This window comes from Marinactinospora rubrisoli, from assembly GCF_042664915.1.
Lineage (GTDB): Bacteria > Actinomycetota > Actinomycetes > Streptosporangiales > Streptosporangiaceae > Marinitenerispora > Marinitenerispora rubrisoli.
The window spans coordinates 120,542-136,513 of record NZ_JBHTBH010000004.1; the positions used below are offsets into that span (position 1 = coordinate 120,542).

At 71.1% G+C, this 15,972-nt stretch carries 14 protein-coding genes and 1 pseudogene; 4 read left to right on the forward strand and 11 right to left on the reverse strand.

All coding sequences use genetic code 11. The annotated features are described in order from the left end of the window. Position 1: 1 nt before the first annotated feature. Positions 2-1,804 (reverse strand): S9 family peptidase, encoded by a 1,803-nt coding sequence (locus ACFQRF_RS09630; RefSeq protein ID WP_379870600.1) that lies wholly within the window; start codon positions 1,802-1,804, stop codon positions 2-4. A 144-nt stretch (positions 1,805-1,948) separates the two neighbouring features. Here ACFQRF_RS09630 and ACFQRF_RS09635 point away from each other — a divergent pair, with 144 nt between their 5' ends. Together ACFQRF_RS09635 and ACFQRF_RS09640 are read left to right on the forward strand one after the other, a co-directional pair. Next, on the forward strand, positions 1,949-2,512 hold the full coding sequence (locus tag ACFQRF_RS09635) for an NADAR family protein (protein WP_379870602.1): 564 nt from the start codon (positions 1,949-1,951) through the stop codon (positions 2,510-2,512). After that, complete coding sequence (locus ACFQRF_RS09640) at positions 2,509-3,156, forward strand: hypothetical protein (protein ID WP_379870603.1); 648 nt, start codon at positions 2,509-2,511, stop codon at positions 3,154-3,156. Before ACFQRF_RS09635 ends, ACFQRF_RS09640 begins: the two co-directional genes overlap by 4 nt. A gap of 735 nt (positions 3,157-3,891) precedes the next feature. On the opposite strand, the gene ACFQRF_RS09645 is transcribed toward ACFQRF_RS09640, so the two are convergent. The 8 genes and pseudogenes from ACFQRF_RS09645 to ACFQRF_RS09680 all read right to left on the reverse strand — a co-directional run bounded on the left by ACFQRF_RS09645 (position 3,892) and on the right by ACFQRF_RS09680 (position 11,687). Continuing rightward, the gene (locus ACFQRF_RS09645; protein WP_379870604.1) at positions 3,892-4,407 is read right to left on the reverse strand and encodes an NUDIX hydrolase; all 516 of its coding nucleotides are present in this window, start codon (positions 4,405-4,407) and stop codon (positions 3,892-3,894) included. A 131-nt stretch (positions 4,408-4,538) separates the two neighbouring features. Next, positions 4,539-4,805, reverse strand: a pseudogene (locus tag ACFQRF_RS09650) (ABC transporter ATP-binding protein); the annotation flags it as partial. A gap of 152 nt (positions 4,806-4,957) precedes the next feature. Then, positions 4,958-6,121, reverse strand: coding sequence for a phosphotransferase (locus tag ACFQRF_RS09655; protein WP_379870605.1), 1,164 nt, complete (start codon positions 6,119-6,121; stop codon positions 4,958-4,960). A 390-nt stretch (positions 6,122-6,511) separates the two neighbouring features. Continuing rightward, positions 6,512-7,129, reverse strand: coding sequence for a GNAT family N-acetyltransferase (locus ACFQRF_RS09660; RefSeq protein ID WP_379870606.1), 618 nt, complete (start codon positions 7,127-7,129; stop codon positions 6,512-6,514). 197 nt (positions 7,130-7,326) lie between these two features. Next, positions 7,327-8,598 carry a dihydrolipoamide acetyltransferase family protein gene (locus tag ACFQRF_RS09665; protein WP_379870607.1) on the reverse strand — a complete coding sequence of 424 codons (1,272 nt, stop codon included), beginning with the start codon at positions 8,596-8,598 and terminating at the stop codon, positions 7,327-7,329. A gap of 17 nt (positions 8,599-8,615) precedes the next feature. Further along, positions 8,616-9,614 (reverse strand): alpha-ketoacid dehydrogenase subunit beta, encoded by a 999-nt coding sequence (locus ACFQRF_RS09670; protein WP_379870609.1) that lies wholly within the window; start codon positions 9,612-9,614, stop codon positions 8,616-8,618. Positions 9,615-9,630: 16 nt separating this feature from the next. Next, entirely contained in the window at positions 9,631-10,734 is a 1,104-nt protein-coding gene (pdhA, locus tag ACFQRF_RS09675; protein WP_379870610.1) for a pyruvate dehydrogenase (acetyl-transferring) E1 component subunit alpha, read from the reverse strand. Between the two features lie 275 nt (positions 10,735-11,009). Continuing rightward, positions 11,010-11,687 (reverse strand): GntR family transcriptional regulator, encoded by a 678-nt coding sequence (locus tag ACFQRF_RS09680; RefSeq protein WP_379870612.1) that lies wholly within the window; start codon positions 11,685-11,687, stop codon positions 11,010-11,012. Between the two features lie 658 nt (positions 11,688-12,345). Here ACFQRF_RS09680 and ACFQRF_RS09685 point away from each other — a divergent pair. Then, complete coding sequence (locus tag ACFQRF_RS09685; protein ID WP_379870613.1) at positions 12,346-13,083, forward strand: phosphatase PAP2 family protein; 738 nt, start codon at positions 12,346-12,348, stop codon at positions 13,081-13,083. Positions 13,084-13,312: 229 nt separating this feature from the next. Here ACFQRF_RS09685 and polX read toward each other — a convergent pair whose 3' ends face one another. Together polX and ACFQRF_RS09695 are read right to left on the reverse strand one after the other, a co-directional pair. After that, complete coding sequence (gene polX, locus ACFQRF_RS09690) at positions 13,313-15,046, reverse strand: DNA polymerase/3'-5' exonuclease PolX (protein ID WP_379870615.1); 1,734 nt, start codon at positions 15,044-15,046, stop codon at positions 13,313-13,315. 12 nt (positions 15,047-15,058) lie between these two features. Beyond that, positions 15,059-15,298, reverse strand: a complete 240-nt coding sequence (locus ACFQRF_RS09695) for a hypothetical protein (RefSeq protein WP_379870616.1) — start codon at positions 15,296-15,298, stop codon at positions 15,059-15,061. A gap of 378 nt (positions 15,299-15,676) precedes the next feature. Between ACFQRF_RS09695 and ACFQRF_RS09700 the strand changes: the two genes are divergently transcribed. Then, entirely contained in the window at positions 15,677-15,919 is a 243-nt protein-coding gene (locus ACFQRF_RS09700) for a hypothetical protein (RefSeq protein ID WP_379870618.1), read from the forward strand. Positions 15,920-15,972: the final 53 nt, after the last annotated feature.

Sequence of the window (15,972 nt, forward strand, 5' to 3'; positions counted from 1 at the left end):
GTCACGTGTGCGTGGGAGGGGACTCCTTCATCTGGACGCCGGTGTTTCTGAGCGCGAAGTCGAGCTCGGCCGCCATGTGCCGGATGCGTTCCTCCACCACGTAGGAGCCGTGCCCGGCGTCGAACCGGTACACCTCGTGCGGCTTGCCGAGTTCGGCGAGCCGGGCGACGTAGTTGTCGATCTGGCGGATGGGGCAGCGCGGATCGTTCTCGCCCGCGAGGATGAGCACCGGCGCGGCGACCTGTTCCACGTAGCTGATCGGCGACGACTGCCGGTAGCGCTCGGGCACCTCGTCGGGTGATCCGCCGAACAACGAGCGGTCGAAGGCGCGCAGCGCCTCCATCTCGTCCTGATAGGCGGCCACGTAATCGGCGACCGGGACCGCCGCGATGCCGGCGGCCCAGTCGCCCGGGTACAGCCCCAGGCCGAGCAGCGTCAGATAGCCGCCCCAGGAGCCGCCCTCCAGAACCAGACGGTCGGGGTCGGCGAGGCCGGTGTGCACCGCCCAGTCGCGGACCGCCTTGATGTCCTCCAGTTCGGTGAGCCCCACCCGGCCCTCCAGCGCGTCGCGCCAGGCGCTGCCGTAACCGGTGGACCCGCGGTAGTTCACCCGCACCACGGCGAACCCGTGATCCACCCATGCGGCGACGTCCGGGGCGAAGGAGTCGAAGTCCTGGGCCTGCGGCCCGCCGTGCACCACGAAGACCGTCGGATAGGGGGCGGCGCCCCCCTCCGGGGTGCTGACCAGCGCGTGGATGTCACCGCCGCGGCCGGGGACGGTGGCGTCGGTCACCGGCACCGATGCGGGCGCCGCCGCACCCGGCGGGGTGCGGACCACGGCGCCGGCGGTGTCACGGATGACCGGTGGCCGGGCCGAACTCGACCAGGCGTACTCCACGGTGCCGTCCGGGCGGGCCGCGGCCGCCGCCACCAGGCCGCGCGGGATCTCCAGCGAAACGAGATCGCCGGTGGCGAGGTCGTAGCGGTAGAGCTGGGACCGCGCCTGGTGGTCCTGGCAGATCAGCAGTGAACGGCCGTCGGGGTACCAGCTGGCCGACAGCTCGCCGGGCAGGTCGAGCGGGATGTCGCGTTCGGTGCCGGTGACCGGATCCCAGATGAGCGGTTCGGTCCGGCCGCGGCGTTCGTGCAGCACGAGCAGCCGGTGATCGTGGGGAGCGAAGGCGACGGGGGCCAGGCCGAGCCGGGGGCCGTCCCACAGGTCGGCCACGGTGGCACCGTCGCCGCCGGGACCGAGGCGCAGCACCCGCACGGCCATGTGGCGACTGTCACCGTGCTCGCTGTGCGCGATGGCGAACAGCGACTCGTCCCGGGAGAGGGCGGCGAGCCAGCCCTCCTGGCGGTGCTGGTAGACGGTGCGCGGCGGGGTGGCGTCCGGACCGGCGGTCGCGGCGTGCACGCTGAATCCCTCGTCGGTGGACCGGCCGACCAGCGCCCTGCCCGACGCGCCGAGCGCGAGCCCGCCCTCATAAGACGGGGGGAGGCCGGGGACGGCCTCCTCGTCGTCACCACCCCCGAAGGGCTGCCGGCGCCACACGCCGAACTCGTCGCCGTCGGTGTCGTCGAACCACCAGATCCACTCGCCGGTCGGGTCGAGGACGCCGGACATCGTGCCCTGGTGCCGCTTGGTCACCTGGCGCTGCTCACCGCTCGTCCGGTCCCAGGCGTAGATCTCCCACGTGCCGCTGGCATTGCTGCGGAACAGCGAGTGATCCGGGGCTTCCCGTGCCCACGACGGGAGACTCATCCTGGCCGCACGGAACCGATCCTGCCAACGCTCGCCCATGATCTCCAGTAAAGCAGCGGGTTCGCACCGTATGGGGTCGAACGGCGGAGTCCGCTTGGCCACTAGCGGCCGACGTCGCACGTCACCGCCGTCGTACCGGAAAACCCGTGGCCGATTGTCCCCCCGGATCATCACAATGGCCCCATGGGGGATATGCCGCCGATGACGATCGAGGAGCTGCGCGAACGGTCGGCGCGCGGCGACCGGCTGAAGTACCTCTTCTTCTGGGGGCATCGGCCCACGCGCGACGGCTCCGTCGGGGCCGGATGCCTGAGCCAGTGGTGGCCGGCGCCGTTCACCGTGGCCGGGACGGTGTACCCGACCGCCGAGCACTGGATGATGGCAGAGAAGGCCCGGCTGTTCGAAGACACCGAGACGGCCGCGCGGATCATCGCGGCCCCGCACCCGAGGGCCGCCAAGGCGCTGGGACGCCGGGTCCGCGGCTTCGACGAGGCGGTGTGGCGGGCGAGCCGGTTCGGCATCGTCGTGCGCGGATCCACCGAGAAGTTCGGCCAGCACCCCGACCTGGGCGAGTACCTGATCGGCAGCGGGAACCGGGTGCTCGTCGAGGCGAGTCCGGTGGACCGGATCTGGGGCATCGGGCTGGCGGCCGACGACGAGCGTGCCGCCGACCCGCACGCCTGGCGAGGGGAGAACCTGCTCGGTTTCGCGCTCATGCGGGCGCGGGCGGAACTGGCGCGGCGGTGACCGGCGCGACGGGCGACGGCAGCGGGGGCGCCGTCGTCCTGCGGCCGGTGATCGAGGCGGTGGTCCCGGCCGAGGACGCGCCGTGGCCCACCGCGTCCCGGCCCGCCGACGGCTTTCTCCGGCCGCGCGCCGGGATGCCGGCGGCTGAGGTGGGCCTGGCGGTGTACCGGCTGGCCGAGGGGACCGGGCCGGGGGACCCGTTCACCGCCGGACCGCGCTCCGCGGTGGTGGCGCTCCTGGAAACGGACCGGCTCGCCGTGCCCGGCGGGATCGAGGTCGTCGACCGCGTGTCCGGCGTCCGGGTCCGTCCGGGTTGCTGTTGCGGCCTGGAGGACTGGCGCGAGTGGCTGACGGTGCCCGACGGCGGCGAGCCGTGGCTGGGGCACGGCCCCGGCCCGCGGGTGGAGAGGGCCGGCGATGACGTGCGCATCTGGCCGGACGCCGGCCGCGGGGAGTCTCCGGCGGGCGGGCACGTGCGGCTGCGGTCGGCCGCGGTCCGGCGGCTGCTGCGCGCGGTGCACGCCGACCTGTGCGGATTCCGCCTGGCCGTGCGCACCTGGGCCGCCGACGTGGTTCCCGACCTGGCCGACGCGCTCACGAACCGGATCGACCGGGACCTGCGGATCGGCCCGCGGCTGCTGTGACCCCCCGGGCGCGGCCACGCCCCCTGGTCACCGCCGCCGCTATCCCGTGCGCCGCTCCCAGGGTGACCGGAGGCCACACGAACTCCGGGCCTCGGGATGGCACCAGGCGCCGCCGCGCGCTCCGGCCCCACCGGACATGGTGCGCGGCTCCTCGGTGTCGTGCCCGGCCCAGGCGGCGAACAAGCCCCAGGTCACCGTGGCGGGTACGGCGGGGAGCGGACGGCGACGGGGCATGGCCGGTCCCCGGGTTCTCGTGGTCGTTGCAGCACCCCTCTTGAAGGGGTGGGATGGACGACTTCGAGATCCGGGACCGCGGGGAGCCCCAAGGCCCGAGGAAGCCGACCCGCGAGGACTTGGCGGCGGTGGCCGCCGAGCTCAACGCACGGCCGCGAAAGGCGCTCGGCCGGGATACCCCGGCCGAGCGCCTCGCTGAGCTTCTAGCAGCGCACGGCAATGAGCAGCGGTGGTGCAACGACCCCTCGAATTCGCCGTCATGGGGGCCTTCGTGGATTCGCGCCTGGGGACGAGCCTGCCCTCGCTCCGGGTTCGGTGTCCGGGCAGCGGCCCGCACGGGGGAGGCGACGTCGTCGGTGTCCCGAGCGTACGCCCGGCCGAAGCGCGCGCTCGCGGTGGACCTGGCCCCGTGCCGTCCGTGACGTCGCCGTTCGCCGCCTCGCCGCGGGCGCGCTGCCGGAGGGCGCCGCTGGCCGTGCCCGCACGGCCAGCGGCGGCGGGTCACGGCGCTGTCGAGACGCCCTGGTAGTCCATGCGCACCCCGTCGGCGGCGAGCAGCCGTTCGATCAGCTCCGGGTCATAGTCGCCGATACCGGCGTCGTTGAGGATGCGCATGTCGGTCGGGTGCGGCAGCAGCTCGTCCGGGCGCACCTGGGCGACGTCGGAGACCTCCATCGGGTCCATGACGAAGTCCGGCGCGATGGTGGCGGGCTCCAGGGCGCGGAAGACATGCAGCCGGAACCCGTACGGCTCCCCGTCGTGTTCGCCGCGGATGTCGTAGACACCGACCGGGACGAGTTCCCCGGCCACCACGCCCGCCTCCTCGGCCGCCTCGCGGCGGGCGGCGTCCTCCGCCGTCTCGCCCGGATCGATGTGCCCGCCGGGCAGCAGCCAGTGGCCCGCGTAGGCGCCGCAGTTCTGCAGCACGAACGTCACGGTGTCCTCTGGACCGGGCACGATGGCCACGGCGGTCATGATGAGGTCCGTCTCGGTCGGTTGGTTGGCGGCGATCGTCATCGAGTCGTCTCCAGATCCGTGGTGGATTGTCGGTCGCGCGGGCCCGGCCGGTGGCTGCGGGCGGGGGGCGAGGAGGAGCCCGCGAGCGGCCGCGCCCCGCGGCGCGGCGGGCCGGCCGGTGTCCGCCCTGGTCAGGGCGCCGTGCTGAGGCCGGTGGGCCGCCCGTTCCGGTAGGCGTCCGGCTGCAGCGCGTACAGACCCGCGTAGAGCCCACCCTGTCGCATGAGCTCCTCGTGCGTGCCCTGTTCCACCACATGACCGTGGTCGAGTACGTAGATCCGGTGCGCCAGCCGGACGGACGCCAGGCGGTGCGTGATGAGCACCACGGTGCGGCCGGCCGCGTCGGCATGTGCGCGGATGGACTCGAACAGCCGGTGCTCGGCGCGCGCGTCGAGGGCTATCTATAGCCGTCAAGTGTCGGTCCGAGCTGGATGGCCTGATCGTCTCTAGGCACGTAAGGCACGTTCTGAGCTGCGTTCGACCGCTGCACCGTGCCGGGATGACGCACACGGTGCAGCGGATCGGGAATCAGCGGCCCGCTGTCTCAAGTTCAGCCCAGCCCGCAGCGATCGAGTGCAGTGCGAACGTTGTTGAGCCCCGCCACTCTCCAGTGGTCCCGGTCAGGCATCTGGTCGTCTCGGCGCCAGCGCCAGGCCGAGAACATCGCCCAGTTCAGGGCGCGGCACTGGTGAATCAGGCGGTGGTCAGCTCCCTCATAGTGCTTCGCTACTTCTTCGGGGGCATGGGCGAGGTCGAACTCGATCGGCCCGCGGCAGCACGTAGCGAGGTCTACGAAGAGCGGCCCTCTTCGCGTGTTGAGGAGGTTGCCCGAATGCGGCTCGCCATGCAACAGCTGGTCTCTGGCCTGCTCGGTGCTGATTACGGCGCTCAGTCCACTGAGCGTGTCGCTGAGGAGTTCCCGGTCAGACCCGGGCAGCTCGGGGGACTTCTCCCGGTCGTTCACCTCTACGAGTGCCACGGCGACTCGATCGGTGAAATGCGGTGCGTCCAGATCGATCCGGCGCAGGGCGGCATGGTGCCGCAGGAACGCGGCTGCGTACTCGGCCGGCGTGATCTCTGATTCCGCAGGTTCGTAGTAGGTCCAGAGCGAGATGGCGAACGCATCACGTAAAAAGACTTGCGGCCCCACCCGGGGATCGAGCTCGGCCACCGGAGCGTCGACGTCGGCAAGACGGCGAGCAACCTCTACTTCGAACTCGGAATCAGCCAGGTGCCCCAAAGGTGCAACCCGCGCCAGAACATCACAAGGGATCAGGCGCAGCGCGACGCGATCCGAGTTGTGGACGACGGCCACATCGTCGACGTGAAGTCCCAGCTCAGAAGCGGTCGCCCGTCCTGCCTCAACTGCGCGGCGGAGTTCCAGTGGCTCCATGCTGTCCTCCCTCATTTTGGCCAGTGTGGTCTTGCCCGATCCGTTCTCGCCCATGAGCGCGACGATCTCGCCGCGCCGGATGACCACCGACACGTCGTCCAGCGCCGGGACCTCCTTGCCGGGGTGGCGGAAGACGACACCCTCGACCGTGATGCGCTCGAAGGCGGGCGGCGCGGCGGACAGCGCGGCCGGTGGCAGGTGGCCGGCCGTGGAGGCGCAGAACTCCAGGTAGTCCTCGAAGCACCGGCCGGACCACGGACTTGGCCTCGTCGAATCCCCGCAGGTTCGCGCGATCCGGCGCGTCGTGGAACTCGGGGTCATCGAACGCCACCAGGTCGATCTCGACGGCGAGCCGCAGCAACCGTAGTTCGGCGATCCGCTCCACCTGCGGCGACAGCCGGGACTGCGCCCAGCCCGCTCCGGCCGACAGGGCGCCGCGCAGCAGCGCCGCCCCGCCGACCACTAGCAGGGCCTGCAGCGCGGCGCGGACACGGTCGGGCGTGGCACCGCCCGCGAACAGTTCGTCCAGCACCCCGGCGGTGGCCACCAGGCCCACGGCGGTGCACCGGTGTCCCGATCGTGCGCCCGAGGAGTGACAACCCGGGGGTGGGGAGGAGCGGGTGGAATTCCAGCTGTCCGGGACCGGCCGAACCGGCACGTGGTTTCACGTGGAACATGGCCGGTGAGCACTGCGGCACGGTCCCGGCCGGGCTACCCCTCGCGGGGCTCGCGGAGCATGCACCAGGTGACGGGGGCGCCGTCGGGCAGCCGTACCTCGGCCGTGACGGTGAATCCGAGCCGTCGGTAGAAGCGCACGTTGCGCGGCTCGGAGGTCTCCAGGAACGCCGGCCGGCCGCTCTCGTCCGCGGCGCGTAGTCCAGGTGCGATGACCCGGCCGCCGAGCCCGCGTCCCTGGACGTCGCCGCGGACGCCGACGGTCGCCAGGAACCAGCACGGCTCGGCGGGGCGGTGCGGGGCGAGCAGTTCGTCCGCCCGGGCCACGGCCGCGGCGCGATCGCCGTAGAGGCCGATGAGCTCGGGAGCGGCGAAGAGATCCGCCGGCACCTCGATGTCCGGACACGTCCATACCGCCGCCGCGGAGACGTCGTCCGTCACCCAGATCCGGCCGTGCGGCAGTCCGATGCGCTCGATGAAGTACAGCTGCATCGCGCGCAGCCGCCCGTGGTAGTCGTCCTCCGGCAGCGCCCAGCGGGTCCAGCCGTAGTCGGCGAACGCGTCCGCCAGGGCGTCGGCGATCGCGGCCGCGTCCTCCGGCACGGCGGGCCGGACCTCTTCGGCCGGGTGCGCGGGCGGCTGGTGGTCGGTCATGGGATCCCTCCTCGGGGGCGGCCGGAACGGTCGGGCCGGGCGGCGGGGCTCGGCCCGTTCCGTCCAACGATGCCGGACCCCACGGCGTGCCCGCGGCGGCGCCCTCGCACACCGGTGCGGTCGGTGCACTCCCGGAACGGCCGAACGCCCGCGGTCCGGCGTGGGCCGGGACGCGGGCGTTCAGCTGGACGAGCGGACTACAGGATGATCCGCATCGGCTCCTCCAGGACCTCCGCCAGGTCCTTGAGGAAGGCGGCACCGACCGCGCCGTCGACCGCGCGGTGGTCGACGGACAGTTCCAGCGCGATGGTATGCCGGGCGACGATCTCGCCGTCACGGACCACCGGAACCTGCCGCATCGCGCCGACGGCGAGGATGGCCGCCTCCGGCGGGTTGATGACGGCCGCGAAGCTGTCGATCCCCATCATGCCCATGTTGCTGACGCTGAACGTGCCGCCGCTCATCTCCTGCGGCTTGAGCTTGCCATCACGCGCCTTGCCGGCCAGCTCGCGGGAACGCCGCGCCAGCTCCGACAGTGGGGTCTTGTCGGCGTCGTGCACGACCGGTACCACCAGGCCGGCCTCGACCGCCACGGCGATGCCGACGTTGATCCGGTTGTGCCGGAGCAGCTTGTCGCCCACCCACGAGGAGTTGACGGCGGGGTGACGGCGCAGCACGGTGGCGGCCGCCTTGACGATCAGGTCGTTGACGCTGACCTTGCCGCCGGTGCTCGCCAGCTGCTCGTTGACCTGGACCCGGAACGCCTTCAGCGCCTCGGCGTCGATGGTGCGGCGCAGGTAGAAGTGCGGCGCCTCCTGCTTGCTCTGCACCAGCCGGCGCGCGATGACCTTGCGCACATTGCTGATCGCGACCTCTTCGGAGTCGCGGCCGTCGTCGAACTCCGGCTGCGCGGCCGGCGCCGGAGCGGCGGCGGGCGCTGCGGCGGGCGCGGCGGGCTGCGCCGGGCGCTGTTTCGCCGCCGCCTCGATGTCGGCGCGCACCACGCGGCCCTTCGGGCCCGACCCCGGGATCTGGTCGATGTCGAGACCGTACTCCTTGGCCAGCCGCCGGGCGAGCGGCGAGGTGCGGGTCCGCGGCGCACCGGCCCCGGCCGGTGCGGCCTCGGCGGGAGCGGCCGTCTCGGCGGGAGCGGGCGCCTCGCCCGCGGGAGCCTCCTCGGCGGCGGGCTCCTCGGCGGGCGCCGGACCACCGGCCTCCTCGGGGGCGGCGTCGGGGGTGGCGCCCAGGATGCCGATCACGGCGCCGATGGGCACCGTCTCACCCTCCTGGACCGACTGCTTGACGAGGAAGCCCTCCTCGTAGGCCTCGTACTCCATGACGGCCTTGTCGGTCTCGATCTCGACCAGGACGTCGCCGGGGGAGACCTTGTCGCCCACCTGCTTCTGCCAGGAGCTGATGACCCCCTCCTCCATGGTGTCGGAGAGGCGCGGCATGTGGATCTCAGTCATCGTGGTGTTCTTCCCCTTCAGCCGACCCGCCGACCGACGGCGCGGAGGGTTTCGTGGACGGCGGTGATCAGCGACTCCGGCGACGGAAGGGCCGCGGTCTCCAGCGGCTTGGCGTACGGCATGGGGACCTCGGCCATGGCGACCCGGCGCACCGGGGCGTCCAGCCAGTCGAACGCGCCCTCCTGGATGGAGGCGGCGATCTCGGCGCCGATGCCGTAGGTCAGCCAGTCGTCCTCGGCGACCACGGCGCACCCGGTCTTGCGCACCGACTCCACGATCGTCTCACGGTCCAGCGGACGGAGACTGCGCAGGTCGACGACCTCGACGCTGATCCCCTCCTCGGCGAGCTTCTCCGCCACCTGGCCGGCCACCATGGCCATCCGGGAGTAGCCGATCAGCGTGATGTCGGTGCCCTCACGGGTGACGGCGGCCCGGCCGATCTCCGCCACGGTGTCGTCGTCCTCCGGCACCTCGCCCTTGGTGTTGTACAGGCCGAGGTTCTCCAGGAACAGCACCGGGTCATCGTCGCGGATGGCCGCGCGCAGCATGGACGCGGCCTCGGCGGGGGTGCTCGGAGCGAGCACCTTCAGCCCGGGAATGAAGGAGTAGAACAGCTCGATGTTCTGCGAGTGCGTGGCGCCCAGCTGCTGGCCGCCGCCGCCGGGGGTGCGGATGACCATGGGGACACTGGTCTGACCGCCGAACATGCCGTAGATCTTCGCCGCGTGGTTGATGATCTGGTCGATGGCGATCAGGGAGAAGTTGATCGTCATGACCTCGACGACCGGGCGCAGGCCGAGCATAGCGGCGCCGACCGCCGCGCCCACGAAGCCCTCCTCGGCGATGGGGGTGTCGCGGACCCGGCGTTCGCCGAACTCCTTGAGCAGCCCCTCGGTGATCTTGTAGGAGCCCTCGAAGATCCCGATCTCCTCGCCCATGAGGAAAACGTTCTCGTCGCGGTGCATCTCCGCGCGCAGGGTGTCGCGCAGCGCCTGCCGATAGGTGATCACAGACAAGATTCCGGCTCCTTATCTAGTCGGCGAACACCGGGTCGGCGGGCATGCGGCGCGACTCGTTCGCCACGGGGGTGGCGTAGGTGTAGTCGAACAGGGTCGACACCTCGGGGTGGGGGCTGTTCTCGGCGAAGTCCGCGGCGTCGGTCACCTCGTCGCGCACGGAATCGGCGATCTCCTGCTTCAGCTCGTCGGTCAGCACGCCGGCCTCGACGAGCTGGGCCTCGAACGCGGTCACCGGGTCGTTGGCCCGCGCCTCCTCGACCTGCTCGGCGGTCCGGTACTTGGCGGGGTCGACCACCGAGTGCCCCTTGAGCCGGTAGCTCAGCGTCTCCAGCAGGAAGGGACGCTGCTCGGAACGCGCGCGTTCGACCAGGTCGCTCGCCGCGTCGCGCACCGCGAGCACGTCCTGGCCGTCGACGCGGACGCCCTCGATGCGGAAGGCGGAGCCGCGCTTGTACAGCTCGGGCTCGGCGGAGGACTTCTCCACCGTGGTGCCCATGCCGGTGTAGTTGTTGATCACCACGAAGACGATCGGCAGGTTCCACAGCGACGCGATGTTCAGCGACTCGTGCCAGGCGCCGATGTTCGTGGTGCCGTCGCCCATCTGGCACATGACGACCTCGTCACCGCCCCGGTAGGAGACGGCGAGGGCCGCTCCGGTGGCCAGCGGGAGCTGCCCGCCCACGATGCCGTAGCCCCCGAGCAGCCGGGTCTCGGTGTCGAACATGTGCATGGAGCCGCCCCAGCCCTTGGACACGCCGGTGCTGCGGCCGTACAGTTCGGCCATGACACGCCGCGGGCTGATCCCCTTGCCGATCGCGTAGCCGTGCTCGCGGTAGTTGGTGAAGAGGTAGTCGCGCTCCTGGAGCGCGGTCATGAGGCCGACGATGGTGGCCTCCTCACCCAGGTTCAGGTGACAGTAGCCTCCGATCCGGGCCTGGGTGTACGCCTGCGCGGTCCGCTCCTCGAAGCGGCGGATCAGCAGCATCTGCCGGTAGTACTCCAGCAGCGTCTTCGGCTGCTCGTCGGCGACGCTCGGCGCCGACTCCTTCCGGCTCCGCCGGCGGCCGCCCGTGCTCCTGGCGGTGCCGCCGCCCTTCGGCTTGGCCGTGTCAGCCATGCTGGTGCCTTTCTACGTGCGTGGCGGCCGGCTCCGGGCCGGTGGGCTCGAAGCAGACCGGGTCCGCGACCCCGGAGTGCCGGGTGGCCACGGACCCCGCGCCGGCGCCGGGCTCAACGGCGGGCGCGCGAGAGTGGCTGTGCGGTGTGACGTTCGTCGCGCACACTCTACGTACTGATCGATGATCGATCAATACGACTTTAGGGGAGATCCGCGACTATTCGTACGTAACGGGCGAGCTGGGAGCGGGCCGATCGGCGAGCGCGCTGGTCACGCTACCCCACCGCGTCGCGCGACTTCAGCGCCGCCTCGACGTAGTTCAGGACGTGGTCGCTGAGCATCCGCCCGACCTTGGGATCCCGGCGCCGGAACGCCTCGGTGATCTGCCGGTGGTCGGCCGCCTTGGCGTGCAGCTCCATGTGCAGCCACCGGACCGAGAGCGCCGTCCACACCTCGACGCCCAGCGATTCCCAGGTGTGCAACAGCACGCTGTTGTCGGCGGCGCGGACGATCTCGCGGTGGAACTCCACGCTGTGCCGGATCTGCCCGTCGACGTCGCCGACCGCCGTGGCCCGCCGCAGCGCCTCGACCTCGCGCTCCAGGGGGCGGATGTCCTCGGTCAGGCGGTCCGCCGCCAGTTCGGCCGCGACCAGTTCCAGCCCGGCCCGCACCGGGTAGATCTCGGCCATGTCCGCGACTCCGAAGTCGCGGACCCGTGCCCCCTTGTTCGGGACGGACTCGATCAGCCGCAGGGTCGCCAGCTCCCGTAACGCCTCCCGCACCGGAGCCTGGCTCACGTTGAGCTCCGCCGCGATCCGCCGCTCGACGATGCGCTCGCCCGGCTGCCACCGGCCGGACAGCAGCCCGTCGACGAGGACGCGGCGAATCTGCTCCCGCAGCGGATTACGGGCCAAGCGGGAGGCGTCCTCCGGACTCTCAGGGAGGTCGACCATCAACGGCCTTTCTGTTGGTGCTCGAAGCGGGCCTGGGCCCCTCAGAAGGGTGCCACACGGCCGGCACGCCGAGCGGACGCGCGGTGCGGATGTGCGTGACACACGGCATCCGGATGCCACCATGGTGAACAATCCGCCCTCGCCGCCTTACCCGCAGGCAAAGTGCGAGGTAGGACGATCGTAGTCAACAGGGCTTCGCGTGGACCGGCACTGCGGCGCGCTATGCTCTCCTGTCGGAAATGTTCTGAAAACTGGTTACCGTGGCCAGAGGACTCGTTCCCAGCGGGGCTCTCGGACCCACGGTGCGGCCCTGCGGCCCCCCGCGTCGCCGCCCCCCGGCGGCGGGCCTCACGACCGGTTCGCGGAACACCGACTGCCCGGCTGAGTGGGCGTGTCATCAGGCGCGTCCGACCGGCCATGACCCGACAACCAGATCCAGCGGCGAGCCCGTCCCCCTTACGCACGACCGTGCCGCAGGCCAGCCCACACCTCGTGAGACAGCACTGAGCACATGATGCATACATTGCGGATCCGGCCGAAGCCGCTGCATCGAGCCGGGATTCCCTCCTACCTCCAGAGAACCGCCCGTGACGAGGCGTTCGCCCGCCGAAGGCCCGTGACCGGCCGGTTCGCCGATCGGCGCCGGCCGACGCCGACGGTGACATGGCCGAGTTGGGGCGAGATCCTCTGGGGCCTGGCGTCCGACAAGATCGCCATCGGCCTGGCCGTGGCGCTGATCACCATGACGGTGCTCGCGGCCGGTCCGCTCAACCCGATCGACAACCTCATCAACACCCTTCCGCGCCCCTACTGGTCCGAGGTGCGGGTCTTCCTCATCCTCTGGCCGGACACGATCGCCTCGCGAGCCGTGGCGCTGCCGGTTCTCACGCTCGTCGCCTTCCAACTCGCCTACTGGCACCGTTCATGGCGCCCGATCATCCTCGGCGCGACCGGTGTCTTCGGCATGATCTGCCTGGTCGCCGCGATGAAGCTGCTCCTGGCGCGCAACCATCCGCGAACGCTCGACCCCTCGTTCTTCTCCGACAACGGTGGAGTGTCGTTCCCGTCGGGGCACGGAGCCAACGCCATCTGCATCTACGGCCTCGTGCTGTTCCTCATCATCCGGTACCGCGCCGCGCGCCCGCACATCATCCACCGGCTCTTCTACGCCATCGTCTCGATCGCCGTCATCCAGTCAGCCGTATCGGCTTTCCTGCACTTTCACTGGTTCACCGACCTGGTGGCCGGGATGATCGCGGGTGGCCTCGCGCTGCGGCTCATGATCCGGCTGGACCGGATGATCCCCGAAGGGCGGACCGCGACATGGTGGCCATGGCGGGGCCGCGAATTGTGGTCGGGCCGAGAGCGCGAACGCTTCCTGGCCGGAAAACGATAACACGTCCGATTCCCTGTTTTCGGGTCCAAACGGCGGTCGGCGCACTGAATTTTCGGCGCGGCGGCCGCCGTTCTCATCGCGACACCGGCGCGGCCCCTGCGGCCGGCCGCGGTGGGCGGACACCCGGCCAGAAGCCCGGGGCGGCGGGCGGAGAGATCCGCCGTAGCGCTCAACTCGTCCCGCTGCGCTGAGGGCCGCACAGAGCCCGGGCGCCGCCCGAGGGCGGGGGTCAGTCCGGCGGTCCGCTCAGGAACCGCCGCACGCGTTCCAGCGGCCAGGTGTTGAGCACGTCGTCGGCGCTGAGCCAGCCGCGTTGCGCGGTGCCGACGCCGTAACGCAGGAAGTCCAGGTGCGGGGTGGCGTGCGCGTCACTGTCGATGGTGAAGACGATCCCGTGCCGCCGGGCCAGCCGGATGTGCTCCGCCGCGAGGTCGAGCCGGTCCGGGCTCGCGTCGATCTCCACCGCGGTACCGGTGCGGGCGCAGGCCTGGAACACCGCGTCGAGGTCGGCGTCGATCGGCGGGCGGCGGCCGATGAGCCGCGCGGTGGGATGCCCGAGGATGTGCACGTGCGGATTTTCACAGGCGCGGATCAACCGGCGGGTCATGGCGTCGCGCGGCTGGGTGAAGTGAGAGTGCACCGAGGCGACGCACAGGTCGAACCCGGCAAGGAAGTCACCGGGCCAGTCCACCCCGCCCTCGGGGTCGATGTTGAGTTCGGTGCCGTGCAGCAGCCGCAGGCCCCGATACGTCCCGTCCAGCTCGCGGAGCCGGGACCGCTGGGCGAGCATCTTCTCGTCCGAGGTCCGGTGCATGTACAGGTTGGGCGCGTGGTCGGTCACCGCGTAGTAGGCGTACCCGCGGTCCGCCGCCGCGGCGGCCATCTCCTCCAGGGAGGCCAGCCCGTCGCTGAGATCGGTGTGGGTGTGCAGGTCGCCGCGGATGTCGTCCTCGGTGACCAGGTCGGGGAGTTCCCCGCGCAGCGCCGCCTCGATCTCCCCGTTGTCCTCGCGCAGCTGCGGCGGGATCCACGGCAGGCCGAGCCGCGCGTAGACCTCCTCCTCGGTACGGGAGACGATCTTGGCGCCGCTCTTGCCGCCGTCGGCGACCTCGAACAGCCCGTACTCCGACAGCTTGAGCCCGGCGCGCACCGCGATCTCGCGGGTGCGGATGTTGTGGGCCTTGGAGCCGGTGAAGTACTGGAGGGCGGCTCCCCAGTCGTCGGGCGGTACCACCCGCAGATCGACCTGGATCCCCTTGGTGGTGCGGATCGACGTCTTGGTGGGACCACTGGCGATGACCTCCTCCACCATGGGCAGTCCGGAGAACGCCGCCATCAGGTCGGCCGGGCGCGCGGAGGTGGCGAGGATGTCGACGTCGCCGATGGTGTCCCGCATGCGGCGCAGTGAACCCGCGTAGCCGCATCGCTCGCAGCCGGGAACGTCCGACAGCTCGGCCACGATCGACTCCGCAAGCTCCAGGGCGTCCCCGAGCGTGCTGCGCCGGCCGGCGGTGCGGACGAGTTCGATGCCGTGCAGCAGGTTCTCCTCGGTCTTCGGTCCGAACCCGTGCAGGTCGTGCAGCGCGCCCTCTTCGATCGCCGCCGCCAGTTGCTCCACCGAGGAGATGCCGAGCTCCTCGTACAGCAGCATCGCCCTGCGTGGCCCGAGCGTCGGAATGCGGGTCAGCCGCCGCACGCCGGCCGGGATGCGGCCGCGCATCTCCTCGACCTGGTGGATGGCCCCCGTACGCAGGTACTCCTCGATCTTGAGCGCGATCGACTTTCCCACGTTCGGGATGCCGCGCAGCCCGGCCGCATCGAGGGTGCTGATGTCCTCGGGGTGACCGGCCACCGACCGGGCGGCCTTCTCGTAGACCCGGACCTTGAACGCGTCACCGCCCGTGATGGCGATCAGGTCGGCGTACTCCTCCAGTAGCTCCGCCACCTCGTCGTTCGCGCGCATTCGTCCGCTCCGTCAGCCCGGGACGTGGTCCCGCAGGCCCTTGGCTCCCTCGGACACGGCGCACGAGACGCAGCAGAAGACCTGGTCGCCGGCCTGCACGCCGTGGCCCACGACCTGGACGCGGCAGTGCCCGCAGGACGGGGCGAGCCGGTGGATCGCGCACTCGAAGCTGTCGAACGTGTAGGAGTGTCCGTCCATGCGCACCTCGAAGGTGCGGTCGTACTGGTTGCCGCAGACGTCACAGGTGCTCATCAGAACCTCCAGCGGGAGTCCCCCGCGGTCGGCGCTTCGGCTTCCAATTACCACTGTGCGTGCCGCCCCGCCCCCCGTCGACAGTGTCAAAGGTCCCGGACGGGCCGGCCGTGCCGCCACGGGGGCACGGGCGGCCCTTGACCCGCGGAACCGGTGCCCTCCGGCCAGATTCACATTCAGTGCCAAAAGTGATCTAACGCGACACTAGCCTCTTTAGACCCCCAATAGCCGCGTACTGTTTGGATTTGGGGCAAATCGGTACAACCTGGATCCATGGCTCCGGGGATTCCGCGGACAGCGAAATCGCTGACGCGGCCCCGTCTCAGTGAGCCGGGCCTGGCACGGTGCCAGGTCCTCTGCACAGGAGGAACCGACTCTATGAAGAAGACCCTGCGTCGAATCGTGGTCGCCGGTGTCGTCGCACCGGCTCTGGCCCTTGGCGCTCCGGCTATGGCGCTGGCCGACACCTCGTTCTTCAACGCTTCGAAGACCTTCGCCGGTCCGTTCGGGGCGGGGACGTCGCACATCAACTCGTTCGCCCACACGCGGCCGTTCTTCGGTGGCTTCGGCCCCTTCGGCGGCTTCGGTGGCTTCGGCGGCTTCGGCGGCTTCGGGTTCTAGCCGTCACCACGCCATAGCCAGAACGACAGGACCGACCCTTTCGGATGCGCAAG

Excerpts from the sequence above, each read along its gene's own strand:
- ACFQRF_RS09700 (WP_379870618.1), top strand. The coding sequence starts at position 15,677 with ATGAAGAAGACCCTGCGTCGAATCGTGGTCGCCGGTGTCGTCGCACCG.
- polX (WP_379870615.1), bottom strand. The coding sequence starts at position 15,046 with ATGCGCGCGAACGACGAGGTGGCGGAGCTACTGGAGGAGTACGCCGAC.
- ACFQRF_RS09655 (WP_379870605.1), bottom strand. The coding sequence starts at position 6,121 with ATGACCCCGAGTTCCACGACGCGCCGGATCGCGCGAACCTGCGGGGAT.
- ACFQRF_RS09630 (WP_379870600.1), bottom strand. The coding sequence starts at position 1,804 with ATGGGCGAGCGTTGGCAGGATCGGTTCCGTGCGGCCAGGATGAGTCTC.
- ACFQRF_RS09665 (WP_379870607.1), bottom strand. The coding sequence starts at position 8,598 with ATGACTGAGATCCACATGCCGCGCCTCTCCGACACCATGGAGGAGGGG.
- ACFQRF_RS09645 (WP_379870604.1), bottom strand. The coding sequence starts at position 4,407 with ATGACGATCGCCGCCAACCAACCGACCGAGACGGACCTCATCATGACC.
- ACFQRF_RS09660 (WP_379870606.1), bottom strand. The coding sequence starts at position 7,129 with ATGACCGACCACCAGCCGCCCGCGCACCCGGCCGAAGAGGTCCGGCCC.
- ACFQRF_RS09695 (WP_379870616.1), bottom strand. The coding sequence starts at position 15,298 with ATGAGCACCTGTGACGTCTGCGGCAACCAGTACGACCGCACCTTCGAG.
- ACFQRF_RS09635 (WP_379870602.1), top strand. The coding sequence starts at position 1,949 with ATGGGGGATATGCCGCCGATGACGATCGAGGAGCTGCGCGAACGGTCG.
- ACFQRF_RS09680 (WP_379870612.1), bottom strand. The coding sequence starts at position 11,687 with ATGGTCGACCTCCCTGAGAGTCCGGAGGACGCCTCCCGCTTGGCCCGT.
- pdhA (WP_379870610.1), bottom strand. The coding sequence starts at position 10,734 with ATGGCTGACACGGCCAAGCCGAAGGGCGGCGGCACCGCCAGGAGCACG.